Annotated in this window: 18 protein-coding genes; 7 read left to right on the top strand and 11 right to left on the bottom strand. The window is 46.0% G+C overall.

Features of this window, described 5'->3' with window-relative positions; genetic code table 11:
- Positions 1–27 precede the first annotated feature (27 nt).
- From L0660_RS00675 to L0660_RS00655, 5 genes are all read left to right on the top strand, one after another.
- Positions 28–1,413: an aminopeptidase P family protein gene (locus L0660_RS00675; protein WP_235156832.1), complete on the top strand. Its 1,386-nt coding sequence runs from the start codon at positions 28–30 to the stop codon at positions 1,411–1,413.
- 81 nt (positions 1,414–1,494) lie between these two features.
- A complete protein-coding gene (locus tag L0660_RS00670; RefSeq protein WP_235156831.1) occupies positions 1,495–1,722 on the top strand; it encodes a hypothetical protein in 228 nt (75 codons plus the stop codon).
- A gap of 593 nt (positions 1,723–2,315) precedes the next feature.
- Positions 2,316–2,789: a DUF6934 family protein gene (locus L0660_RS00665; RefSeq protein WP_235156830.1), complete on the top strand. Its 474-nt coding sequence runs from the start codon at positions 2,316–2,318 to the stop codon at positions 2,787–2,789.
- Entirely contained in the window at positions 2,771–2,923 is a 153-nt protein-coding gene (locus L0660_RS00660) for a hypothetical protein (protein WP_235156829.1), read from the top strand. Before L0660_RS00665 ends, L0660_RS00660 begins: the two co-directional genes overlap by 19 nt.
- 194 nt (positions 2,924–3,117) lie before the next feature.
- On the top strand, positions 3,118–3,561 hold the full coding sequence (locus L0660_RS00655) for a hypothetical protein (protein WP_235156828.1): 444 nt from the start codon (positions 3,118–3,120) through the stop codon (positions 3,559–3,561).
- On the opposite strand, the gene L0660_RS00650 is transcribed toward L0660_RS00655, so the two are convergent.
- The 11 genes from L0660_RS00650 to L0660_RS00605 all read right to left on the bottom strand — a co-directional run bounded on the left by L0660_RS00650 (position 3,550) and on the right by L0660_RS00605 (position 18,848).
- Positions 3,550–5,112: a M61 family metallopeptidase gene (locus L0660_RS00650; protein ID WP_235156827.1), complete on the bottom strand. Its 1,563-nt coding sequence runs from the start codon at positions 5,110–5,112 to the stop codon at positions 3,550–3,552. The genes L0660_RS00655 and L0660_RS00650 overlap by 12 nt on opposite strands.
- Before the next feature lie 16 nt (positions 5,113–5,128).
- Positions 5,129–5,395 carry a M28 family peptidase gene (locus tag L0660_RS26055; RefSeq protein ID WP_409013376.1) on the bottom strand — a complete coding sequence of 89 codons (267 nt, stop codon included), beginning with the start codon at positions 5,393–5,395 and terminating at the stop codon, positions 5,129–5,131.
- 32 nt (positions 5,396–5,427) lie between these two features.
- Positions 5,428–6,678, bottom strand: coding sequence for a M20/M25/M40 family metallo-hydrolase (locus L0660_RS26050; protein WP_255712083.1), 1,251 nt, complete (start codon positions 6,676–6,678; stop codon positions 5,428–5,430).
- Positions 6,679–6,707: 29 nt separating this feature from the next.
- The gene (locus tag L0660_RS00640) at positions 6,708–8,135 is read right to left on the bottom strand and encodes an APC family permease (protein WP_235156826.1); all 1,428 of its coding nucleotides are present in this window, start codon (positions 8,133–8,135) and stop codon (positions 6,708–6,710) included.
- A gap of 50 nt (positions 8,136–8,185) precedes the next feature.
- On the bottom strand, positions 8,186–9,973 hold the full coding sequence (locus tag L0660_RS00635; protein ID WP_235156825.1) for a DUF885 family protein: 1,788 nt from the start codon (positions 9,971–9,973) through the stop codon (positions 8,186–8,188).
- A 59-nt stretch (positions 9,974–10,032) separates the two neighbouring features.
- Positions 10,033–11,295, bottom strand: coding sequence for an FAD-binding oxidoreductase (locus L0660_RS00630; protein WP_235156824.1), 1,263 nt, complete (start codon positions 11,293–11,295; stop codon positions 10,033–10,035).
- A 15-nt stretch (positions 11,296–11,310) separates the two neighbouring features.
- Positions 11,311–12,312, bottom strand: a complete 1,002-nt coding sequence (locus L0660_RS00625) for a 4-hydroxyproline epimerase (RefSeq protein ID WP_235156823.1) — start codon at positions 12,310–12,312, stop codon at positions 11,311–11,313.
- Positions 12,312–13,787: an aldehyde dehydrogenase (NADP(+)) gene (locus L0660_RS00620; RefSeq protein WP_235156822.1), complete on the bottom strand. Its 1,476-nt coding sequence runs from the start codon at positions 13,785–13,787 to the stop codon at positions 12,312–12,314. Before L0660_RS00620 ends, L0660_RS00625 begins: the two co-directional genes overlap by 1 nt.
- Before the next feature lie 91 nt (positions 13,788–13,878).
- The gene (locus L0660_RS00615; protein ID WP_235156821.1) at positions 13,879–14,817 is read right to left on the bottom strand and encodes a dihydrodipicolinate synthase family protein; all 939 of its coding nucleotides are present in this window, start codon (positions 14,815–14,817) and stop codon (positions 13,879–13,881) included.
- 122 nt (positions 14,818–14,939) lie between these two features.
- Positions 14,940–16,829, bottom strand: a complete 1,890-nt coding sequence (locus tag L0660_RS00610) for a DUF3857 and transglutaminase domain-containing protein (RefSeq protein ID WP_235156820.1) — start codon at positions 16,827–16,829, stop codon at positions 14,940–14,942.
- Positions 16,830–16,877: 48 nt separating this feature from the next.
- Positions 16,878–18,848, bottom strand: coding sequence for a DUF3857 domain-containing protein (locus tag L0660_RS00605; RefSeq protein WP_235156819.1), 1,971 nt, complete (start codon positions 18,846–18,848; stop codon positions 16,878–16,880).
- Positions 18,849–19,131: 283 nt separating this feature from the next.
- On the opposite strand from L0660_RS00605, the gene L0660_RS00600 reads away from it, so the two are divergent.
- Both L0660_RS00600 and L0660_RS00595 read left to right on the top strand, forming a co-directional pair.
- The gene (locus L0660_RS00600) at positions 19,132–20,223 is read left to right on the top strand and encodes a Gfo/Idh/MocA family protein (RefSeq protein ID WP_235156818.1); all 1,092 of its coding nucleotides are present in this window, start codon (positions 19,132–19,134) and stop codon (positions 20,221–20,223) included.
- Between the two features lie 605 nt (positions 20,224–20,828).
- Positions 20,829–24,059: a TonB-dependent receptor gene (locus L0660_RS00595; RefSeq protein ID WP_235156817.1), complete on the top strand. Its 3,231-nt coding sequence runs from the start codon at positions 20,829–20,831 to the stop codon at positions 24,057–24,059.
- The last annotated feature ends 17 nt before the right edge of the window (positions 24,060–24,076 follow it).

The following is a 24,076-nucleotide window of genomic DNA, read 5'->3' as shown; positions in this document are numbered from 1 at the left end:
CGCTGACTGCCGATAGCCACAACATTTATGTTCTCAAAAGAAACCTACATACAACGCCGCCAGACTTTGAAAAAGAAAGTGGGGAGCGGCCTTATTCTTCTGCTCGGCAATGATGAGTCGGGGATGAATTACAAGGATAATGTTTATCCATTTCGCCAGGATAGCACATTTCTGTATTATTTCGGGCTGGATACGGCTTCGATTCATGCGGTTATTGACATTGATAATGATCAGGAAATAATATTTGGCGATGAACTGACGATTGATGACATTGTCTGGACCGGTTACCAGGAACCGCTTGTTGAAAAGGCTGCCAAGATTGGCGTTACGCAAGTGAAACCGCTTTCGGCGCTTTCGGGCTATTTGCGTGATGTTCAGAACCGGAAACAGGAAGTGCATTTTCTGCCTCCTTACCGCGGCGAGCATACATTGCAGTTGCAGGAATGGTTGCAAATTGCCCCTGCCGAAGCAACGCAACGCGCTTCCGTCAAGCTGATCAAAGCCATTGTTTCGATGCGTTCGTACAAATCGGCTGAGGAAATTGCCGAGATCGAAAAAGCCGTCAACACGTCCATTGACATGCACCTGGAATTCATCCGCACCACGCGCCCGGGCATGACGGAAAAAGCCATTGCTGGAAGATTACAAAGCATCGCCATCGCCCAAGGCGGCGACATCTCCTACCCGATCATCCTGACAGTGAACGGAGAAACATTGCACACACACGCCCGCGACCGCATCATCCACGACGGCCAGATGGCATTATGCGACGCCGGAGCCGAAACCGCCATGCATTACTGCGGCGACCTCACGCGCACCATTCCGGCAGGCAAGCAGTTCAGCAGCATTCAAAAAGAAATGTACGAAATCATGCTCCATGCACAGGTTTCAGCGATTGAAGCCTGCAAACCAGGCGTTTTGTTCAAAGACGTCCACGCATTAGCATCCACGAAATTACTGGAAGGCCTCAAATCCGTAGGCATCATCAAAGGCGACCCACAAGAAGCGCTCGCAAACGACGTACACACGCTCTTTTTCCAATGCGGCCTCGGCCACATGATGGGTCTCGACGTCCACGACATGGAAAACCTCGGCGAACAATACGTAGGCTACACCGACGACCTCATCAAAGGCACCACCTTCGGCTGGAAATCCCTCCGCTTGGGCCGCGCCCTCGAACCCGGCTTTGTAATTACTGTGGAGCCAGGGCTTTATTTTATTCCTACATTGATTGATCGCTGGAAGGCTGAGAATAAGCTTTCTCAGTTTATTGACTATGGGAAATTGGATCAATTCAGGGATTTTACCGGGATTAGGGTGGAGGATAATTTGGTGATTACGGAAGGTGGAAATCGGGTGTTGGGGAAGGAATTGGTGAAGGATGTTGGGGGGATTGAGGCGTTGCGGGGGTGATTGTGTTTTGGCATACAAATCAATTTGCCGATCAAGTTGGAGACCAATTTCATTCTGGCAAAAATTTATTAAATTTGATTTATGCAAGTACAAGTTGATATATCATTTGACCAGCTCTTGAGAGCAGTTAAGACATTGCCTGCCGGGCAGTTAAAGCAGCTCAAAGCTGAAATTGAGAAAGAAGGAAGAGAAAAGTCACAAAATAACTTGGAATCTTTGCTTTTGAATGGTCCTACTGCAACCGAAGATGAACTCCAAACGATTGAAAATAACAGAAAAGCAATCAACCAATGGCGGAAAAAACTGTAATGGTTGATACTTCTATTTATCAAAAGCCGCCGCCAGACACAAACTGACGACGGCTTTTTACTTCAACTCCTCTTCCCATAATCCCCAATCTCCTTCAATAACCGCGTAAGCACCTCACTCGTATCTAGCGCAAGCAGCGCATACTTACGACTGAGGTTCCATTCATCTGTTGGACGGAGATAATGTCGGAGCATTTCATTGTGCATCCGTTCGATTTCGATCAGGTCAACATCTTGGTTTAGATAGTTGCTTAGGAGCTCCTCTGCTGCGCTTTGGCGGGATTCTTGGATTTTTGATGTGTGCATCTTACTCTTTATTGGACGTTTTGTGTTGCAAAAAACGGTGCCGCACTTGCCGTTGTCCAACCCGAGTAAGGCAATGGTGTTCAAACCATTACGGTAGTTACGACACCGTTCATTGGTGTACGCAGCATTATAAGTGCCGACGAAAAATGACGACGCATTAACAGCTTACTCGGATAATTGGACGCTGTAAACTTACAGGGTTTGGCGGAAAAACCAAAAGTGAATACAACTTCGAGGAATATTCATGGTAATTCTTAGCTTTGCAAAAATTCAAGAACACACTATAAAATGAATCATAACAAATACATTAGTCGCGCAAACGACTCATTTTTACTCTATCATTTTACTAGTAAAGGCCCAAAAGGCTCAATTCAAAAAAGCGTCATTTATTCTAAAACCGCTGTCGAGAATATCTTCAACCTTGCTTTCGGTGATTATAATCCGATCTCCGATGAGATAAATGATCTTTCAATCAGCAACAATGGAGATAGCGTTAAGGTCTTAGCTACCGTCGCAGCAACACTGTATACATTCACAGAAAAATATCCGGAAGCCTGGATCACTGCTACCGGAAGTACAAAGGCACGAACTCGCTTATACAGAATGGGCATTGCCAATAACTTAGCTGAAATTATTGAGGAATTTGCTATATTTGGTTACAACTGTAAAGGGCATTGGGAACAATTTGTAGTTGGTGAAGATTACGAAGTATTTTTATTAACAAGAAAAGAAACATACACATCATGGAAAGAAGCAAACTGAAAAATTCAAAAGGACTAGTTGTTGTAGTTGATAAAAGCTTAAACAAGCTAGTGGGAAAGGAATACTTCCCAGAAAAGTTAAAAAAGGTCAACGAGATTTTAGCTAAATCGGGGCTTCCCAAATTAGATAAGTGAACTTTTCGGCATGTTCAAATTAATCAAAAAGAATCAAGACACTAAAAAATCCCGATTCCAAAAATCGTTTGGCGCGTTTGTGTCACAGCAATCAGCTGATCAGATAATTACGGAAATCCGTAGCAGCCGACTGTCAACTCGGAAGATAGAGCCATTGGACTAATCTGTTACGATTTGCCGAATTATCATTAACAATGCCCACCCAAACCCACCGCTACTCCGGCCCGCCTACGCGCCTATACTCCTACATGACCCACTTCTCAGTGGAATGTCCTAAGTGCGGCAAAGAAGCAATGGTGATTAATCAAGACAATGAAGCAGGAAAGATCAGAAAATTAGTTTGCAGCAATTGCAGCCTTACGGAGCAGGAAGTTTCTGGGAAAACTTATCAGAATGCTTCCGTTGGTGATCCTATTTTCAACCTTCCCTTATGGCTGCAAGATGAGTTTAAGGGAGATGTGCTTTGGGCTTGTAATCGGGAACATCTTGGGGAGATACGGAATTATGTTGCTTCGAAATTGAGGGAACGGCAGACTCTGACGCATACGACGATGGTTGAGAAGCTGCCGCAATTTATTAAAGCTGCTAAGAACCGGGAGGGAATTTTAAAGCTGATTGATAAATTGTTAAGGAAGTAAACTCTCCGATTTGCCTGCCCTACTCCATCCTTCAAATACTTTTTTCTGCAATTTGGTAGGGTTCTCCATCAGTGTCATGATGAATGTCTTCTCCGTTTTATCACTTCCAGCAACTTGCTTAGGCGCAGTGTCAATGTTCAGTCCAGCATAGCTAAAATATTTCTTGTAATCCGGTTCGGCTGTTGTGTAGATGTAGGTAAAAAGCTCGTCCAGCGGTTTGCCGGCTACTTTTGTAATGGTTTCGCGGAGTTCGTTTTCGGTGAAGCCTCGTTTTTTAGATTTGTAAAAATCTTTGTAAAGTTTGCGCATGACGTCGTCGAGGGACTTTTTGTTTTGGGTTTCGTGGCGAATGGCGAAGTCGAAAAGGAGGCCGACGATGGGGCCTTTGCGGTAAACGGAAATGGTTTGATTGGCTCCTTCTCCGGTTCGGCCGAATGGGCCGTCGGACCAGGTTTGGGCGCTGGCCTGGGCGAGGGATTGGTGCAGGCGGCCGGGTTTGTTTTCTACTTCGGCAATGTGGCTTCTGTATAATTCCAGCATTTTTTCGGTGGTAATGAGACCGGCTTCCTTCATGATAATAGGCTCGTAATAAACCGTTAAGCCTTCCGAAACCCAGAGCATATTAGTGCGGCTTCCATTTTCGTAATCGAATGGCCCGAGTTCTATCGGACGGATCCTTTTCACATTATAATGATGGAAATACTCATGTGTTATGAAACCTAACATGCCGTCCCAGCCACGCGAATTCAATTGATCTCCGCTGAAACTGATCGTGGTGGAATTCAAATGTTCGATGCCGCCCTGCCCCGGGCCGATGGCGATGAATGTGTAATGTTTGTAAGGAATGTCGCCGATCAATGCGGAGGCTTTTTCGACGATCTTCTTGATATCCGCCATGAATTTGATTTTATCAAAATCACCTAATTTGTAGCCAATAAACCTGTGCGGAATGCCTTTCACTTTGAATGAAGGCAGTTCTTCCAGGTTTCCGATCAGGAACGGACTGTCGTACAAAATGTCGAAATCTGGTGCGGAATAGGTGAATTGCTTTTTGGGAAGTGAATCAAGGCCGGTGGCTACGTTTTTCCAATCTTTATAGGGAAAGATCGCGACTTCTGCAGGTGTTTTGATTTTCTGATCTAAATACAAAAACATGCTTGCAGGCGTAATGTATGCGTGTGTGCTGTCGAGAAAGCTGGTGGCGACGAATTTTCGGGTGGCTTTTACGTCGTAATCAATCGTTACGTTGCTCGCATTCTTGTTATAAATGACCCAGCCCGTTTTGCCTGAACGCTTCCATTCAATCGCGTTGCCGTTTGAATCTTTGGCTTTGAACTCGCTTACATTGGCTGCGTAATCCATTAACTGATAGTAGCCGGGCGTCCAATCGGGCATTTTCAGCAGCAGGCTGTCGGACTTTTCGGGCTTATAGTTGAGCGAAACGTGGAATGTTTGGCTGGATGGATTTTCCATAGAAACCACGTATTTCATGGGTTCCTGGGCAAAAACAAGGCTGCTTACTATTGAGAAATAGCAAATTAGAAATTTCATCGGTACATTCTGAGGGTTATCTGCCTACTCCTGAGGCTGTTTTTGCTTTTGGCAATTCTTTTCTTGGAATTTTTTGATCCAGTTGCGCAGTGTTGTAAACGAAACTGGCCACGACCACAGCCATTTGTTTTAAGTCATCCATGACCAGGCGTTCATATGTGTCCACATTGGTATGATGCGTCCGTGAACCGTATTCAATTCCGTCCTGGATAAACTGAAAACCGGGCAATCCTAGTGCGTCGAAGCTTTGATGATCAGTGCCTCCGGTGTTTCTGGATGTAATGGTGGGGCGGTCAATGATGTCGGAGAACGGTGCTAGCCATTTTCCAAAAATTGCGCGCGGGCCTTCACTACCTTGCAGGTAATTCCGCGGATGCGGCCTGTTCCGTTATCAATGTTATAGTAAGCGGAAAGTTTTTCGTGTGCTGGCAAAAGTTTCATTGTTTGGGGATCGCCAAATGTGTTTTTCACATAATTCCGCGAGCCATGCAGCCCCTGCTCCTCGCCAGACCAAAGCGCGATGCAAATGGTTCTTCTCGGCTTCAAACCCGAGGCTTGCAAAATTCTTACGGCTTCCAACATGACCGTGCAACCGGCTGCATTGTCCGTCGCGCCCGTGGCGCTGTGCCACGAATCGAGGTGCCCGCCCAGCATGACTATTTCGTCTTTCAGCTTGGGATCGGTGCCGGGAATTTCGGCGATTACATTGCCCGTGGTAAGTTTTTTGTCAAAAAATGATGTTTGTGATTCGGCCTCTAATGTTACGGGAATGCCGCTTTCGATCAATCGGGCAACCAGTCCGGCGTGCTCGGGGGACATTTCAAATGCCGGGCCGGCTAAGGGTGCGTCGCCTTTGTAAGATGCGCCGTTGCTGGTGAAGAATGTGCCGTGCTTGCCTGCTCTGTGTGCGAGTTCCAGACTGATTTTCTGCGCTTTCATGGTGCTATCGACGCGGCTGCGGAAACTGCGCATGGTGCGCATGCGTTCGGCTTGTTCGGGGGTGAAGTTGCTTTGACCGAATGGCTGCGAATTCGTCATTTTGTCCAAATCCTCCGTCGTGTAACGCACGGCGTCGGGCTTGAATGTCGGGTCGGTGTCGGCGGGGCCTTTTACCAACACAATTTTGCCGGTTAGCTTTCCGTCTGCGTATTTTTTGAGATCTTCTTCATTTTGAATGTTGACGACCACAACCTCACCTGTTATTGGCCCTTTTGTGCCGGAAGTCCAGGCTTTTGGAATGGCTATAAATGGCATATAATAAGGCTTGGTCATGGCCAGATAGCTTTTTTCAACCTGCCAGCCTTTTCCAAATTCACCCCAATCTTCAATGCGTGAATTTTGCAAACCCCACTTTTTCAGCTCGCTTACCGACCATTCAGCCGCTCTTTGAAAACCGGGAGAATTAGTAAGCCGAGGACCAGAAACGTCCGTAAGTTGATGGGCGATTTCTTTCACCTTGGAATTTTCCATCCCTTCCTTCCGGATTTTGGCAAGAGCAGTTTGGTCAATTTCCTGAGCCAGCAACAGCCCTGGACAGAACAGCAGTGAATAAAGTGCAATCTTCATCAGTGTCAAGAATAAGAGTGAATGGGCAACTATGCTTTGATTTCTTTTTTTGCAATAATATAATAAACAGGAATGCCCAGCAGCACAATGATCAATCCTGGCCAGGTGTATTCTGGTTTATAAATGATAAGCAGAATGCAGAATGCGAGGCCCATTATAATGTAAATGATTGGCAGAAATGGATAGCCAAATGCTTTGTAAGGTCTGTCGGCATCGGGTCTCTTTTTTCTTAGAATGAAAATCCCAACGATGGTTAGCATGTAAAATACAACCACCACAAACGAAATCATATCCAGCAGGTTACCATATTTGCCACTCAATGCCCAAAGCGATGCAATAACACATTGAATCCAAAGTCCAAATTCAGGAACCGAGTTCTTGTTCAGCTGCCCAACTTTGCTGAAAAACAGACCATCTTTGGCCATTGAATAGTAAACCCGCGCGCCTGACATGATCAGACCGTTATTACAGCCGAATGTCGAAATCATAATCATTACCGCAATAATGATCGTTCCCGAAGTGCCGAAAATGACATGGGAAGCGGTTACGGCCACGCGATCTTTGTCCGAAGCTGCGATTTCCTGCAAAGACAAAACGCCGGTGTACATGACATTGGTTAGCAAATAAATCACCGTTACAATGATAGTCCCCAATGCAAGGCTTAGGCCAATGTTACGCTGCGGATTCTTGATTTCCCCTGCTATAAAAGTTACATTATTCCACGAATCGCTGCTGAAAATTGAGCCAACCATGGAGGCGGCAATGGCTCCGAAAGCTGCGATCGTGGTGTAGGATGCAATGCTTCCGTCCACATTCAGTTTATGCATATCCCACATGGTCGCCGAGTCCCAGTTGGCTGCCCAGATCTCCGGTTTCATGAACAGAAGGCCGAAAACGATCAAACCCAATAGACTTAAAAGCTTTGTTAATGTGAATGTGGTCTGGATAATTTTGCCGCTGTTGACGCCGCGTGTATTGATGAACGTTAACAGCACAATGACGACAATGGACAGTAACTGGGCGGGCGTTATTTGTAAAAATCCGAGATCGACGGCCACAATGTCCTCGCTGAATTGAGGTAACAAATAAGCTGTAAATTTGGCAAAAGCCACGGCTACGGCGGCAATGGTGGCGGTTTGGATTACGGTGAAAAAACTCCAACCATACAGGAAGCTGATCAGCGGATTATAGGCTTCTTTGAGATAAATATACTGGCCGCCTGCTTTTGGAAACATGGCGCTTAACTCGCCGTAACTCAATGCAGCCGTCAGCGTCATAAAACCGGTGATCAGCCACACAAACATGAGCCAGCCGACGCTCCCGGTGTTGCGCGTGATGTCCGCGCTTACAATGAAAATCCCCGATCCGATCATACTGCCGGCAACGAGCATAGTTGCATCTACGAGACCTAATGAGGGTTTAAATGCGGTTTTTTCCGGGACGGATTCTACTGACATAAAAGATTTTTGGGTTAGAAAAGGCAGGTTTCAAGTCTTAAAGTACGCTTTTATTTGAAACTATAAAATTTCCACCTTGTTTTGAAGTCGCGCGTTACGGGCTGGTTGATCAATGTGGCCCTTACCATCTCAATGGGCATATTATTTTCCTTCATAATGGCGTCGTGGAAATCTTTGTATGTCATTTTTCCGGTGTCGACGAGTTCGTTTTTCAGGCTCAGGATCTGCAAGCCGCCGATGAGATAAGCGACCTGGTAAAGCGGACTGTAACTTCCTTCAAATGACCGGCGCACTTCGCCTTCCGCATTGGCACGTTCGTGACCGACTCTATCCACCAGAAAATCAATGCACTGCTGCGGGCCCCATTTGCCCAAATGATAATTGAGCGAGAAAATAATCCGTGCGCAACGGTGCATCCGCCAGAACAACATCCCTATCCGCTCCTCGGGCGTTTTGGCAAAACCCTTGTCATAAAGCAGCAATTCCCAGTAAAGTGACCAGCCTTCCGTCCAGAACGGCGTCCAGAATTCGCTGCGGTAAGCCTTGTAACGGCTGTTCATATAATATTGCAAATGATGCCCCGGCACGAGTTCGTGATGTACAGTGGCTCTTGAAAAATACGGATTGTTGCCGCGCATGCTCATGAGCTTATCTTCGTGCTGCATGGTGTTGGTGGGATAGGAAATGATAATGTCGCGCCCACCCAGGAAAAATGGGTTAATGAGCTGGCGTTCAGGCGTCATCATTTGCATTCCCCAGGTTTCGTCGGCGATTTCGGGATAATCGATCAGGTTGTTGGCGGTGATGAATGTCTTGGCGTCGTTGTAGAGTTTCAGGATCAGTTCGGGCTGGGTTCCGGCGTTTACGTAGCTGTTTTTGACCTTTTCCTGCGCCTTTTTCCAATCGTTTCCGAAACCCATTTCCTGAGATGCTTTCAGCAGTTCTTTGTCACACCAGGCAAATTCTTTGTTGGCCAAATCGATCAATTCATCCGGCGTGTAACTGATCATTTCCGCGTCCAGCTGGCGAATCAGCTCTTCGCGGCCGATGGGAACGCCCTTAATGCCGCTTTTATCATCTTTTTGGGTTGTGGTTAGCTTGCCTTTGCTTTTGATTGTCTTGGCATAAGCGGTTAATGCGCTATCCAATGCTTCGTAAGGCTCTGGAACCCACCATGAAAACATCGGATCATAACCTTTGTAAAAATCATAAGTGCTCTTTAACCTGGATTTCAATCCAGTTACCGCCTCTTCGCCGCGTTCTGCCAGTGGCATATCAATGCTTTCTGTTTTTTTGAATGCGTCGGAGGCTGTTTTTACTTCTTTTAAAATATCATTCAGCTGACCTGCAACTGCTTGTCCGTCAACGGTTGCGCCGCGTCTCCGGCCTTTTTCCAATGCGTAGATTTTATCCGCAAAAGGAAAATAGGTTTTTACCGCATTGTATTCTTTCTCTTCTTTGGATAATGTCAGCAAATCATCCTCAATGCTTCTTTTTAGCAAGATATAATCCACTTTTCCATAAATGCTCATCGCATTGAAATCGAGCTTGGTGAGCTTATCCAGATAACTTTGATCGACTTCGCGAAGGCGCTTCCGTTGTTCGGGTGAATTCAGGACACTGCTTGGCGCGCCGAAACCGCCTCGTCCGCGCTCCATAGGCGAGTAAAAAGAGCGGATCGCGCGGGTGTCCTGGCCGTATTGAATGATAAGTCCGGCTGTTTCGCTCGTTTGTTCGTAGAGGTTAAATTTGCTTTGGGCAAAAGCTTTTGGAATAAAAATCGCTGTGCTTATCAGGAAAATAAGGCACAAGAAAGTTCTTTGGTTGAAAAGTTTCATCCAGGTCTGATTAAGGTTTAGAAAAAGTCTTTTAAACAAAAAACCCGGACAGTTCCGGGTTAGTTATATCGTTCAGGATTGTAAAGTTTGATGTCGGCCGACAATGCAGATTCGTTGGCCAGTTCCGCCACCATTTTGCCTGTTGCCGGTCCGAGACTGATGCCCATCATGCCATGACCACCTGCGACGATGAGGTTTTTCAGTTTTTTGCTGTAACCCAGATAAGGCAGCCCATCCGGCGAACACGGCCGGAAACCATACCAGATCCGTTCCTTGCCCGGAACAGCCACATTCAGCTCGGGATAATATTGCGGAATGGAGTTTACGATCCCTTCCACGCGGTTCATATTAATGTTGTCATTCACCGCCGCAAGCTCCATTGTGCCGCCGAACCGCACTTGGCCGTTCATCGGCGTAACCGCAACGCGGGCTTCAATCAGCAATGCGGGATGTTCAATTCTATGCTCAGCATTTGGCTCCATGAAGGAGTAACCTTTGCCGGGCATCACAGGAATTGACAAGCCTGCCAACTTCGAAAGCTCGGGAAGCCAGGTTCCGCCGGTCATGATCACGAGGTCGCCTTCCACCATTTTGGTTTCGGTTTGTACGGCTTTTATTTCTCCGTTTTTTATATCAAAACCTTTAACCCTCGCATTCAAAATCAACTCCGCGCCTTGTGCTTTGATGTATTTTAAAAGCTGCGAAAACAATGCGGTTGGATATAAATGTGCGTCGCAATGATAATGCACTGCGCCTATCACGTCCAGCTGAATGTTGGGTTCGATCGCCTGAACTTGCTCCTTAGTAAGCATTTCAATGTCCAAACCGAGCTTTTGACCGTCCTTAGCAACGTGGATTTCTTCTTCTCCGGCTTTCTCGGTTTTGTAAAGCATGAGAATGCCTTTTTCTTCCAGGCCAAAATCAAAACCTTCCTCTTTGGCTAGATCTTCATAAAGCTGCTTGCTCAGCAAATGATAGTCGCGCAAATAAGGCGCGGCGCGTTCCACGTTGGCAGGCGTGGCGCTTTTCATGAATTTCAAACCCCATGAAACCAGCGACCAGTCGAGCGAAGGTTTTACGTAAAACGGACTGCGGCTGTCGAACATCCATTTGATGCCTTTGGAGATCATGCCAGGAGCAGCCAGCGGAATAAAATGACTTGGAACGATCATTCCAGCATTGCCTTGCGAGCAATTATCCGCCAGATCGCCCTTATCGATCAACGTCACTTTCCAGCCACTTTTTAACAAATAGTAAGCCGAAGTCAATCCCATAATCCCGCCGCCGATTATCGTGGCTTTTCCCTTGTTCGTCACATCCATATTGATAAAACTGCCCTAAATAACCTGAAATCCAAATGCGTATGGATCTTCCTCGTCGTCGATGATGATTGTATTGTAACCCGTCACAACTGCCCAGCCTTCAATGCCGGGGATGATCGCGGGCTTGTCTCCTATGGTCACTTCGTCTTCAACGGTTCCGGTGAATTTGGAGCCAATGATGCTTTCGTGAATGAATTTGTCGCCTTTTTTGAGTTTTCCTTTGGCATGCCATTGTGCCATCCGCGCCGAAGTTCCGGTTCCGCAGGGAGATCTGTCAATAGCTTTATCGCCATAGAACACGGCATTGCGGGCAGTGGAAGTTTCGTCCAAAACGGCCCCTGCCCAAAGGAAATGGCTTAATCCGTTGATATGGTCGTTTTCGGGATGGACGAATTTATATTTTTCATTCATCCGCTTGCGGCAAACGCGGCTCCAACTAATCAGCTGATCGGCCGTGTAATGTTCGATTCCTTTGAAGTTTTCCTGCGGATCCACGATGGCGTAAAAGTTGCCGCCGTAAGACACATCCACTTTTAATGTCCCCAGTTCAGGACATTCAACTTCGAGGTTTTCGGCTGCCAAAAATGATTTTATATTGATCAATTTAACAGATTTTACCCTTTTGCCTTCCTGCACATATTCTACCAAAACCAAACCGGCAGGTGTTTCCAGGCGCAACTTACCGGGCACTTTTGGGATTACTAACCCTTCCTGAATGGCAATCGTGACGGTTCCAATGGTCCCGTGGCCGCACATCGGGAGGCAGCCGCTGGTTTCAATGTAAAGCACACCAATGTCATTTTCGGGATCTACGGGCGGATAAAGAATGCTTCCGCTCATCATGTCGTGGCCGCGTGGCTCGAACATTAATCCTTTTCTGATCCAGTCAAATTCTTTCAAAAAGTGAAGCCTGCGCTCCATCATGCTATTGCCCTGCAAAAGCGGGCCGCCACCGGCCACCACCCGAACGGGATTCCCGCAAGTGTGCGCGTCGATGCAGAAAAACGTTTTTCTCATTACAAAGCCTCCTTCGTTAGCTCATTATTAACCGTCCGCCAGATTCCTAACGGGTTGGCATTTTTTAATTCTTCGGGTAAAAATTCATCCGGCCAGTTCTGGAAACTCATCGGCCGCACAAATCGCTTGATCGCGTCCGAGCCAACTGATGTAAACTGACTGTTGCTTGATGACGGAAATGGTCCGCCGTGGTGCATGGATTTGCAAACTTCAACGCCTGTTGGGAAGTTGTTGAACAATATCCGGCCGCATTTGTCGGTTACCAATCCGATCAGTTCTTCATTTTCTGCCAGATCTTCGTTGGTTGCCAGCAATGTGGCTGTTAACTGTCCGTGCAGTTTTCCACCGACAGAGATTACTTCATCAATGTTCTCACATTTGATAATCAATGCGAACGGCCCGAAAACTTCTTCCTGCAATGCATCATTGTTCAGGAATGTTTGCGCGCTTACCGTGGCAACCGTCGCGCCGCCCTGTCCTTCCAAAACTTCCGTTTCGGTTACAGCAAGGATCTCAACGCCGGGTTGCGTGGTTAGTTTTTTGCATCCTTTTTCATAGCTTTCTGCAATGCCTGCGTGCAGCATATGGGAAGGGGCAATTTTTATAATTTCTTCTTCCAATGCATTTTCAAATGTTTCCAATGCAGGACTTTCAATGGCTATCACGATGCCCGGATTGGTGCAAAACTGTCCTACGCCCAATGTTAATGAACCCGCATATTGTTTTGCCAATTCAGCCGCGGAAGCTTCCAATTTATTTGGCAATAAAAACACAGGGTTAACACTGCCCATTTCCGCAAAAACCGGAATTGGATCAGGCCTTTTTGCAGAAATCTCAGCCAATGCAGTCCCGGCGCGGTAAGAACCTGTAAATCCAACGGCCTTAATGATCGGATGGCTTACCAGAAACTGCGATTCTTCGTTCGTTTCGAAATATACATGGGAAAAAGTGCCTTCCGGGAAACCGCTTTTCTTAACGCCTCTCGCGATGGCCTCGGCCATGATCCACGAAGTTTCAGGATGGCCGGGATGGGCTTTCACCACAACCGGACAACCGGCCGCAATGGCGCTGGCCGTGTCACCGCCGGCAGTTGAGAACGCAAATGGGAAATTGCTCGCACCAAAAACAGCAACGGGTCCTAATGCAATGCTCGTTTTACGAATATCAGGCTTAGGAGGCGTTCTTTCAGCGTTCGCTGTGTCAATGCTCGCATCGAGCGGAGCGCCTTTTTCCAATGCATCGGCATAGCTTCTCCATTGAAAAATCGTGCGTGCTTTTTCTCCTGTTAAGCGTGCTTCGGGCAGGTTGGATTCTGCTTTTGCGGTTGCAATGAGTTCCGGACCAATGGCTTCGATCTCGTCTGCAATCGTCCGCATTAATGCCACGCGCTGCTGGATCGAATGTTTTTTTATGATCACAAAAGCCTCAAGAGACTTTTGCAAAATGGCTTCCAGTTGTTCTTTTGAAGTTGTCATGGGCTGGTTAGGATAATTTCTGTTTGTAAAAGTCGCAAAATGAATGCGAATCCAGCTTTAAAGTAAAGCCGGATTGCGCAATGCGACAATGTTATGCAACAGAAACTTCCGAAGACAAATTCAAATAATCAGGCAATGCAGGCTGAGTTGCAATAGCTTGGTCAATGATAGCAAGCACTTTTTCGCGCTCTGCACCTTCCAGAACCAATCTTGGTGCGCGAACGAATTCTGAGCCTATGCCTGCTTTTGTAGCGGCAAGCTTGATGTTTTGAACCAGTTTTGGATGAATGTCCAGTTCAAGCAAAGGAAGATACCAACGGTAAACGGCCAATGCTTCTTTGTATAATCCGGCTTTCACCAAGTTGAAAATCGCAACGGTTTCTTTTGGGAATGCATCCACCAAACCACCTACAACGCCGTCGCAGCCTAGCATTACTTCTTCCATGATCAATGTATCCACACCGCAGAAAACCTTAAAACGGTCGCCGAAACGGTTATAAAGGCGGGTAACATTGCTTACGTCGCGCGTTGATTCTTTGATGGCATGCACATTAGGAACCTTTGCAAGCTCTTCAAACATTGCCAGCGTGACTTCAATTTTGTAATCCACCGGATTGTTGTAGATCATCAATGGCAATGCAGTGCTTTGTGCGATGGTTTTGAAATAAACAACCGTTTCATGGTCGTCTGCTTTGTAACGCATCGGAGGCAACACCATCAGACCGTCTGCACCAGCAGCTTCGGCTTCTTTGGCAAGGCTTACGGCTTCCGCAGTCGATTGCTCGGCAATACACACAACGATCGGGAAATCCTGGGCAACAATGCTTTTTGCATATTTTACCAATTCCACTTTTTCCGCTTTGGTCAATGTGCTTGCTTCGCCCAATGATCCTGAAACGATAGCGCCAGTGACGCCAGCTTCAATCTGCACTTCCAGATTTTTACGGAAAAGATCAAAATCAATGCTGTCGTCTGATTTGAAAGGCGTTAGCAACGCCGGAAATACACCCTGCCAGGATTCCTTGTTCATATATTGATTGTGTTAACTATGAAAGATCTGATTTTTTGTCAAAGTTAATTGTTGGTTACCCGCCAAACATTTCAGGTATTAATCAATAATATACGAATTTTAACATAAAACCGAATCCGGCTTCAAGGTTTGTTTTCTACAAATACGACTTGCGCACGATCGGCTTTTCTCATCTTTTTCAGGAAGTCGATCCAGGCTGGAAAATCCTTGGCATTGTAGCGTCCGCCGTTCATAACGACCTTCCGGGAGCACAGGAGCTTGCTGTTTTCCAAAACCGTTTTGGATTCATAAGTCCCAAAAACCGAATTAATCTGAAAAGAAGGCAATGTGGTTTCCAGTTTGTAATTCGCCGGAATGACGTAAGACACCGTGTCAGAATCGGTAAAGTCGTAGACAGAGCCGGGCAGATAAAAGTCCGTAGTCCGCTCCGAAATTGCGGGCAATTCAAACCCGCGGCTTAGTAAAGTGGGTTTGATAAAAAGTCTTGATCCTGTTTTGGTGGCGCAGTTGCGCACATTCAGTGATAATTTCTCGGTAATGGTCGGTTCTGTTTCCCGGCCTTCGAGAAGCTCGAAACGCTGCAAATCCAGACTTGGTAAATTGATCTGGTTCATTAACCATTTCTTCTGCTCTTCTTTACTGCCATTGTGAAAAACACTGTTGCGTGATTCCTGCTGCAAGCCTGCATATAATGTATGCACTTCCACTTGTCCGTTCCCGCCTTCGTCCAGGTTCACATTCGCGCGACTTTTCCGTGTGTTTTGGTGTGATTTATAAACAGGCGTTTGCACCAGTTTTCCGCCTTCGGGCGTGACGAGCAATGCATAGCGGCTGCCTGTGAATGTGCCCATGAAGTTGGGCGTCGTGGTCTGGCTGGTGCATTCGAGCCACATCGTGTCTTTTGCGACTATGGCGCAGGCGATGACGTGGTTGAACTGGCTGCTTGGGAAGTCAGGTTTCATCATGGCTTCACTGCCTGCTTTGATTAAGGCAACATAAGCAGGAATTCCCGCCTGGCGCAATGCAGCGACGGTAAAATTGCTCAGCGCTTTGCAATCGCCATAACCTTTGTTGGCAACAGTCATGGCATCAATGGTTTGCCAGCCGCCGATTCCCAGCTGAATGCTGACATAACGCGAGCGGGTTTGCATCCATTTGTATAGTTTTTCAACTTTTTCGCGATCTGTTTTTGCATCCTTAATGACAGATTTTATTTCAGTAATCGTCGCAGGCGGAAGCACGTCACGGCCCGCATTCAATGTGTGATAAAATTTACCAAAATCTGCCCAGGTGTTGAAATTTCCCTGATAATCCTGCACTTCAAAATCGGAAGGGGCGGCCAGCACGAGCGGCATATGGTCGATCATGGGAAGCGGGTAGAAATCGGTTGTTTTGGAAACGGGTTGGTTTCTGACAACCCAGGTGTAAATGTCCGATCCGCCTTCCTCTTTGGTTTTCATCACCGGATTTACACCATTATATTCTTTGTAACGAAACTTAAAATCGGCTGGCGTTTTGATGGTGAACTGCGCGCGCTCAACGGCTGTCTTTTCATCAGAAAGAGGCATCCAGCGCGGATAGAACATCATATTTTTCTCCTTAGTCTCGTAATTGAATTCAATCGTGTACGGATAAGCATAGCTCTTTTTACCAAAATCGGCCAGCTTGACCCTTGCGTCGGTGATATTGTCTCCACCGCCGCCATAACCATAGTCCGTAATGTCTGCGTTTTTGAGCTTTTTCTGGACTTTCCCGCCTGCATCGTAAAGGATGCCGCTGATATCGGTGATCTTGGTAAATTTATCATAACCCACAAGAAGCTGGCCATACTCATTTTCGCCCTTTTCATTCAGAATCGTAACAACTGTGCGCTTCTTGTGCCGCGCTTCGGCTTTTGAAATAATCTCAAAAAAATCTTCATCCAACCGCACAACCGCATTGGCACCGGCATTGAGTTCCGCACTTATTTTCGTGACGTCGAATTCATCTTGCGCCCGAACCTGACATAGCATTGTGCAAGCTAAAAATAGAATAGAGAATAAAAATCGCATCTTGGAGGGTTAGTTAGCCTTTTTCTTGATTACCAAAGGTTGCGCATGTTTTTGGACCACGCGCTCGAAGAACTCTTTCACGTCGTGGTATTCTTCGGCATGAAAATTCGTTTTGGAAAGTACAATGACGCTGCTCACCTGGATCATATCACCTGACTGCCGAACCTGGTAAACAAATTTTCCCGCTTTTTCGGGAAGGCTTACGATTTCTGCCTTTGGCATTTCTTCCAGCACATAACCTGCCGGAAGCTTATAATTACCAATGAACGATTCCGACATTCCGCTGGTAAAATCGAGCGGATAGATCCGTTCTTTCGATTTCAACGGATTGCTTTCCCAGCGACCGGCCAGAATTGGATTGAAGTAAAACAAGTCAGGTGAAGCATTCTCGTCTTCCAGTTCAAAATCGCAGGCGACATTGACTGCTGCTTTCAAATCTTCGTTTTTATTCTTCACAGCAATGTTGCTGATCTTCCACTCCGGCGACCGCTTTTTGAGCACTTCGTGATAAATGTCGTCAGCTTCTTTTACATATTTGTCACGCCAGCGCAATGCTTCATAACCTGCATAGGAAATGCTGTAATTGCCCTTAATGCTGCCATCTTCAGGTAAAATGTTTGCATTTACCATTTCCAGTTTGGTCTGTGAGTCCAGCGGTTTTATATCCAGGAACCGCCCCGGTCCTTTTTTCGGAATAAGCCTGCCATAACCGTTCAATGTGTGCTCAGGCAAGAGGCCGAGTTTGGCATAAGGCTGTGTGGCGTCCAAAAAGTATTCTTTCCCGGCAACCTCAACGTGGCTGATCACATAATTGCAGCTTTCCAGAAGCGGAATTTCTTTCAAAAAGCGGCCATTGGAACGTGTGCTGAGAATGACCGGATCTGCATTAAGATCCAGCTCGCGAAGGAGTGAGGTCAGAATCAGATTCACCTCAGTTGCATTGCCGGCTTTGTTTTCATATGCTTTCCTGACGCCATCTCTTGAACCCAGAAAGGACGAACCGTCCCATTTCATGTGGCTTTGCAGATGCCGGTAAGCCAGCTCCATTTTTTCCTCCGGCGTCTTGGCGGTTTGCATAATTTCGTCACGCTTTGCTTTCAAGAATGACGATTTGCGCAACTCTACACCAAACCAGCTTGCTTCGTTCAATGTCTTTTCAACATCGTCCCAGGTATTTGAAAAATGCTTCGACATTTCACCGGGGACCTGAATGACGGAAAGCTCGAAATTCACCTTTGACAGATAATCGCTTTCGGTCGTTATAAAAGGTTCGTTGACAAATGCAGGTGCATCTTTCACGACAAAACGATAGGCAACGCCGCGCCCGTTAAGCCTGGACGAGCCTACATGCACATCCGTAGGCTCCTGTTCGCTGATATACAGGGGCAGGTAACCGCTCATGGTTGTTTTATATTCCAGAAAGAACGGGATCGTAATGCGGAACTCACTCCACTTGCTCGGCACAGATGCCTGAAAAGACCAGGGACTGGGCTTATCGCGGACGGTCAATGGCGTTGTGCGCCTGTAAGAATATTCAATCACGGAACCCTTCCGTGCATTGGCGAGATTAAATTTGTAAGTATAATATTTGCCCGTGGCCTTTTCCCGCTTGATCGACTTCCGGTCCATGGCCGTTCGTACAAGCTGTCCGTTCTCCATATTATAAGTGAAGCCCTGAATGTCGTCCATCAATTCCTGATTTTCGGGCCCGCTGCCCTCGTAAGTAGTGATCGCAACGGAAGCTCTGTCAAGGGCTGACTCTTTGAGGATTTTGATCCTTATCCAGGATTCCATCACCATCACCAGTCCGCGGATGTCGTCGTAGCGATAGGTAACTTCACCAAAATCATAGAGGTAAACCGCAGTAGCAGAGCTATCACCAGGAAATGCCGCCATTTCCACATCAGCACGATCCACAACCCCAAACTTCGGTTTGAAATCATCCTGGGCAGCAACATTAAAAGATAGGAAAGTGAGCATGGATAGGACGCAAACCTTCCACAAGACAACGCAGGACAGTCTGCACTGAAGTAAAAAATGAGTCATGCAACGAATAGAGAAAGAGGTAGAATTAATATGCATAATTGCAGCATTAATTTGATTTTAGCAAAAAATTTGTAACTGTTCGTAGATTTTTTTTCACTCAAATCGGCCCAAATGCGAAAACAGATTTTAATGCCTATTTTTGCACCAAAATGAAGCTTTGCTTTGTTCAATAATTACCTATTCCTGCTAACCCGGAACATTAACATTTAACATTATTATGTCATCTTTCGAAAATGGAAGTCCACTTCGCGTACTCGTAGTCGGTTGTGGCAATATGGGCGCTTCCCATGCATTTGCGTATCATTCGCTGGACGGTTTTGAAATCTGCGGAATCGTTTCAACCGGCAAAAGCAAAGAGGTTTTGAATGAAAAACTCGGCGGCGGTTATGCCCTTTTCAGCGATTATGAAACGGCATTGAAGGAAACCAAACCAGATGCGGTCTGCATTTCGACTTACCCGGATACGCATGAGGATTTTGCTGTAAAAGCATTGGAGCACGGCGCGCATGTTTTCATTGAAAAACCACTTGCTGACACCGTTGCTGGTGCTAAGCGCGTGGTAGAAGCTGCGAAAACGGCTGGCAAAAAAGTGGTTGTAGGCTACATTCTCCGCGTGCATCCTTCCTGGGAGCGGTTTGTTGCCGAAGCGCAAAACCTGGGCAAGCCGCTCGTAATGCGTATGAACCTGAATCAGCAAAGCCACGGTTACATGTGGGGCGTTCACCGGAATTTGATGAAAAGCCTGAGCCCGATCGTGGATTGCGGCGTACATTATATAGATGTAATGTGCCAGATGACACGTTCGAAACCTTTGCGTGTGAATGCGATCGGTGCGCGGTTAACAGAAGATATTCCTGCTGGAAACTATAATTATGGTCAGCTTCAAATTTGGTTTGAGGACGGTTCTGTGGGCTGGTATGAAGCTGGCTGGGGACCGATGATCAGTGAAACTGCATTCTTCGTGAAAGACGTAATCGGACCGAAAGGCAGTGTTTCTATCGTTGCAAAAGATGCGGGCGGCACTGGAAAATCTTCTTCCGTGGAAGCACATACGAAGACGGAGTCCATTCGCGTACACCATGCGGATTTGAATGATAAAGATGAATTTACAAGAGAAGATTCCTGGATCAACCTCGAAGACGAGCCGGATCACCAGGAGCTTTGCAACCGCGAGCAGCGTTATTTCCTGAATGCGATCAAAGACGATTTCGACCTGACTGATCACCTACAAGACGCAGTAACGAGCTTGCAAATCGCCTTCGCTTGTGACGAGTCTGTGAAGACCGGCCGCACGGTAGACCTGGTTTAAAACACATTATCTTAAATATAGCCCTGTTGGTTTTCGGTGACTTATCCGAAAATTAACAGGGCTATATTTTTAGTAAACATGCGGTTAACTAATTGATTCCGAGCAAAAATTGATCAAATATGAGTGAATTTATGCAAACGTTTGCACAGATAATTTAATTTTTTCTCTGCTGGTCATTCGAAATTTATTGTTATTTATTATAATATTGCAACGTCTTTTTAAGACTTTTAAAAATCTCAACCGACCCTTGATAATCGTATTGCATCTTTTTTCACTTTGAAGATCACGCAAATTCCTGGCATAACTTACTTGTCTGGCACCTCTCACAAATAAATTTTCGTTGCACCCATTAATGGCAACCAGAAATTTCTGAACAGTAAACACCCAAAAAACCGAACATAGACAGGAGCCAAAAGTTTGCGCTTTTAAAAATTGAACGAATTAAATAAATACCATAACTTTTAAAACATAACACAAATAATTTTCCTCACCTTAAATAACTTATTAATGACGCAGAAAACATCCGATTGCCAGAATTCACTATGAAACAGTTAATTACCATTTGCCAACATTGCATGAAAAACGTTTAACCAATACTAACCTACATGAAAAATACCGATACCTATCAATGGTTGTTCCGAATGCGGAATATCCGGAATGCATTATTTCTAATACCCGCTCTTTCAGGTCCCTTCGTGGCATCAGCCAACATGAACATCGCTTCGGGAACTGCTGCTCACGCTAAGATTGATAAAACATTAAAAGGAAAAGTTACCGATAAGGAAAACGGGGAAGGCTTACCTGGCGTGAACGTTGTTATAAAAGGTTCCAGCACAGGTACAACCACCGACGGAAGCGGTAATTACACATTGCAAGTGCCAGAAACCGGTGCAACGCTTGTGTTCAGCTTTGTAGGTTATACAGGCCAGGAAGTGGAAGTGGGAAACCGCACTACGCTTGACCTTGCTTTGGAGTCAGATTCAAAAGCACTTAGTGAAGTAGTCGTTATCGGTTACGGTACCGCTAAAAAATCAGATTTAACCGGTTCGGTAGGTTCGGTTAAGGAAGATCAATTGAAAGAGCGTCCTGCTCCATCTTTGAACCAGGCTCTTCAGGGTAAGGTTTCGGGTGTACAGGTGAACGTGAACTCAGGACGCCCGGGTGGTCGTGCTAACGTGCGTATCCGTGGATTTAGCTCCATCAACTCTTCAAACAACCCATTATATGTGGTGGATGGTGTAATGCTTCCGCAAGGAAACCAAAACCAGCAAAGCCAGGCCATCGACTTCATCAACCCTAACGACATCGTGTCTGTTGAGGTTTTGAAGGATGCATCTTCAACAGCCATTTATGGTGCAAGAGGTGCGAATGGTGTTATTTTGGTTACGACTAAAAAAGGAAAATCAGGTGAAGGTGTGATTACTTACAACCTGGACCTGAGCGTTCCGACAGCGGGACCAAAAAGAGCAAAAGTTTTGAACGCGAAGGAATATCTTGCGGTTGAAGACCTTGCTTACGCAAACATTGCGAAATATGACCCTGCGGGATGGGCTGCCGGAAAATATGCTCCGCAAAACCCGAAAGTGCGTCGTGCTGAATTGAATGCTAAACATCCTGATATCTTCACAGTGGATGGCAGCGGTAATTTCATACCAAACTATGATACCGACTGGTTCAAAGAAGCTACGCAACACAAGGTTTCTCAAAACCACCAATTGGGTTTCAGCGGCGGTAACAACAAAACAACTTACTCTTTGTCACTAAACTATCGTGATGATCAGGGTTTGATCAAAACATCTTACCTGAAACGTTATTCAACTCGTTTCAGCATTGATGACCAGGTTAAAAAATGGTTGAGAATCGGTGCTACATTGAGCTACAACAACCAGGCTGAAAACCTTGTCGATATCAATGATGCTGTTCCACGTCAGATGGTGGAGGATTTTCCTTTCCTTCCTGTTAAATACCCAGACGGAACTTATGCAAACAACCGTGATTATCCACAGGCAGAAGGTGCATTCAGCTCGGTACACCGTCTGATGGGCCGTAAATACAACCAGAACACACAAACTACATTGGGTAGCTTGTACTCGAACATTACCCTGGCTCCTGGCCTGGAAATGCGTTCTGTACTGGGTGTGAACATCCTGACTCAGGAATTCAACGAATCACAAACACGTACACTGGCAATCGGTGAATCTGGTACAGCTGGTAAAGCAAGCAGAAAAGAGACGTTCTGGTCATTTGAAAATTATTTGACCTACAACAAAACTTTCAATGGTATCCACGCAATCAATGCACTTTTGGGTATCTCGTGGCAGGAAACGAACCTGACTTCAACAGGAGCAAGCGTTCGTAACTTCTCAACGGATTACTTCGGTTTCAACAACCTTGGAGCAGGTGCTACATTGCCGGGTGTTGGTTCGGGTGCTGCACGTTTTGCGTTCAACTCTTACTTTGGACGTGTGAACTATACATTGAAAGAGAAATATCTGTTGACGGTAACAGGTCGTATCGATGGGTCATCTAAATTCGGTGATAACCACAAATACGCTGTGTTCCCATCTGCTGCTTTGGCATGGAAAGTGTCTGACGAAGAGTTCCTGAAAGGAAATACATTGATTTCCAACCTGAAAATCAGAACAAGCTACGGTTTGACTGGTAACTCCGAAATTCCTTCTTATTCTTCATTGTCATTGCTTAGCTCAAACTATGCAACCATCTACAACGATGCAAGATTTAACGGAACGGGTATCAACAGACTTGCTAACCCTGATTTGAAATGGGAGAAAACAGCACAAACGGATGCGGGTCTTGAAATTAGCTTCCTGAAAGGCAGAATCTCTGTTGAAGCGGATTACTATTACAGAAAAACCACTGACATGCTTTTGGATGCTCCGGTTCCACGCACCAGCGGATACGCAGTTATCAGAAAGAACATTGGTTCAATGGAAAACAAAGGAGTTGAACTTGCTTTGAATACGACTAACATCGAAAGAGCAAACTTCTCATGGAACACGAACTTCAATATCTCATTCAACAGAAGCAAAGTATTGTCACTGGCAACACCTTCTGACATCTTCGGAGTGGGTGGTCCTGGTATTACAAACCAAACGAGCATTATCCGTATCGGAGAGCCTGTTGGTGCATTCTGGGGACTTACACGTCTGGGCGTTTGGAGCGAGGCTGAAAGAGACGAGGCTGCTAAATTTACCAGCTATCGTAACAACCTTAAAATGTTGCCTGGTGACATCAAATACAAAGATTTCAACGGTGATGGCGCTATCACAGATGCGGACCGCAGAATCATTGGAAATGGTAGCCCAAAAGGCTGGGGAACTTTGGCGAACTCAGTTCGTTACGGAAACTTTGACCTGACATTTGACATGCAGTTCTCTTACGGAAATGACCTGATGGACATGAACCTGCACGCTAGCGAAGACCGCGTTTCTATCGCAAACAGCTACGCTACTGTATTGGGTGCATGGACTCCTCAAAACCAAAATTCACAAATCGCCGAGATTCGTGAAACACGTGCGGGTTACGTAACAAACGTAGATACACGCTGGATCTTTGACGGTTCATTCCTTCGTGGCAGAAACTTGCTTTTGGGTTACAGCTTCCCATCGGATATGGTCAGCAAAATCAAATTGAGCAAACTGAGAATTTACGTTTCAGCTCAAAACTTCTTCTTGCTTACTAAATACCCACATGGTGACCCTGAGCAAACGCCAATCCGTGGTGGAGATGCTGACAACGTATTTTCACAAGGTATGATCTGGCATAGCTATCCAAAACCAACCACTTACATGGCTGGTCTGCAGATCGCATTTTAATGAACAGGTTAAGTTAT

It is taken from the genome of Dyadobacter sp. CY351 (assembly GCF_021502625.1).
Taxonomy (GTDB): domain Bacteria; phylum Bacteroidota; class Bacteroidia; order Cytophagales; family Spirosomataceae; genus Dyadobacter; species Dyadobacter chenhuakuii.
Note: the sequence above shows the minus strand (reverse complement) of the source record. Positions and strands in the feature narration are given on the sequence as shown.

Coding starts and splice junctions, on each gene's coding strand:
- L0660_RS00615 (WP_235156821.1), bottom strand. CDS start 14,817: ATGAACAAGGAATCCTGGCAGGGTGTATTTCCGGCGTTGCTAACGCCT.
- L0660_RS00605 (WP_235156819.1), bottom strand. CDS start 18,848: ATGCTCACTTTCCTATCTTTTAATGTTGCTGCCCAGGATGATTTCAAA.
- L0660_RS26050 (WP_255712083.1), bottom strand. CDS start 6,678: ATGAAGATTGCACTTTATTCACTGCTGTTCTGTCCAGGGCTGTTGCTG.
- L0660_RS00595 (WP_235156817.1), top strand. CDS start 20,829: ATGAAAAATACCGATACCTATCAATGGTTGTTCCGAATGCGGAATATC.
- L0660_RS00620 (WP_235156822.1), bottom strand. CDS start 13,787: ATGACAACTTCAAAAGAACAACTGGAAGCCATTTTGCAAAAGTCTCTT.
- L0660_RS00665 (WP_235156830.1), top strand. CDS start 2,316: ATGAATCATAACAAATACATTAGTCGCGCAAACGACTCATTTTTACTC.
- L0660_RS00660 (WP_235156829.1), top strand. CDS start 2,771: ATGGAAAGAAGCAAACTGAAAAATTCAAAAGGACTAGTTGTTGTAGTT.
- L0660_RS00655 (WP_235156828.1), top strand. CDS start 3,118: ATGCCCACCCAAACCCACCGCTACTCCGGCCCGCCTACGCGCCTATAC.
- L0660_RS00635 (WP_235156825.1), bottom strand. CDS start 9,973: ATGAAACTTTTCAACCAAAGAACTTTCTTGTGCCTTATTTTCCTGATA.
- L0660_RS00675 (WP_235156832.1), top strand. CDS start 28: ATGTTCTCAAAAGAAACCTACATACAACGCCGCCAGACTTTGAAAAAG.
- L0660_RS00670 (WP_235156831.1), top strand. CDS start 1,495: ATGCAAGTACAAGTTGATATATCATTTGACCAGCTCTTGAGAGCAGTT.
- L0660_RS00610 (WP_235156820.1), bottom strand. CDS start 16,829: ATGCTATGTCAGGTTCGGGCGCAAGATGAATTCGACGTCACGAAAATA.
- L0660_RS00650 (WP_235156827.1), bottom strand. CDS start 5,112: ATGAAATTTCTAATTTGCTATTTCTCAATAGTAAGCAGCCTTGTTTTT.
- L0660_RS00600 (WP_235156818.1), top strand. CDS start 19,132: ATGTCATCTTTCGAAAATGGAAGTCCACTTCGCGTACTCGTAGTCGGT.
- L0660_RS00630 (WP_235156824.1), bottom strand. CDS start 11,295: ATGGATGTGACGAACAAGGGAAAAGCCACGATAATCGGCGGCGGGATT.
- L0660_RS00640 (WP_235156826.1), bottom strand. CDS start 8,135: ATGTCAGTAGAATCCGTCCCGGAAAAAACCGCATTTAAACCCTCATTA.
- L0660_RS00625 (WP_235156823.1), bottom strand. CDS start 12,312: ATGAGAAAAACGTTTTTCTGCATCGACGCGCACACTTGCGGGAATCCC.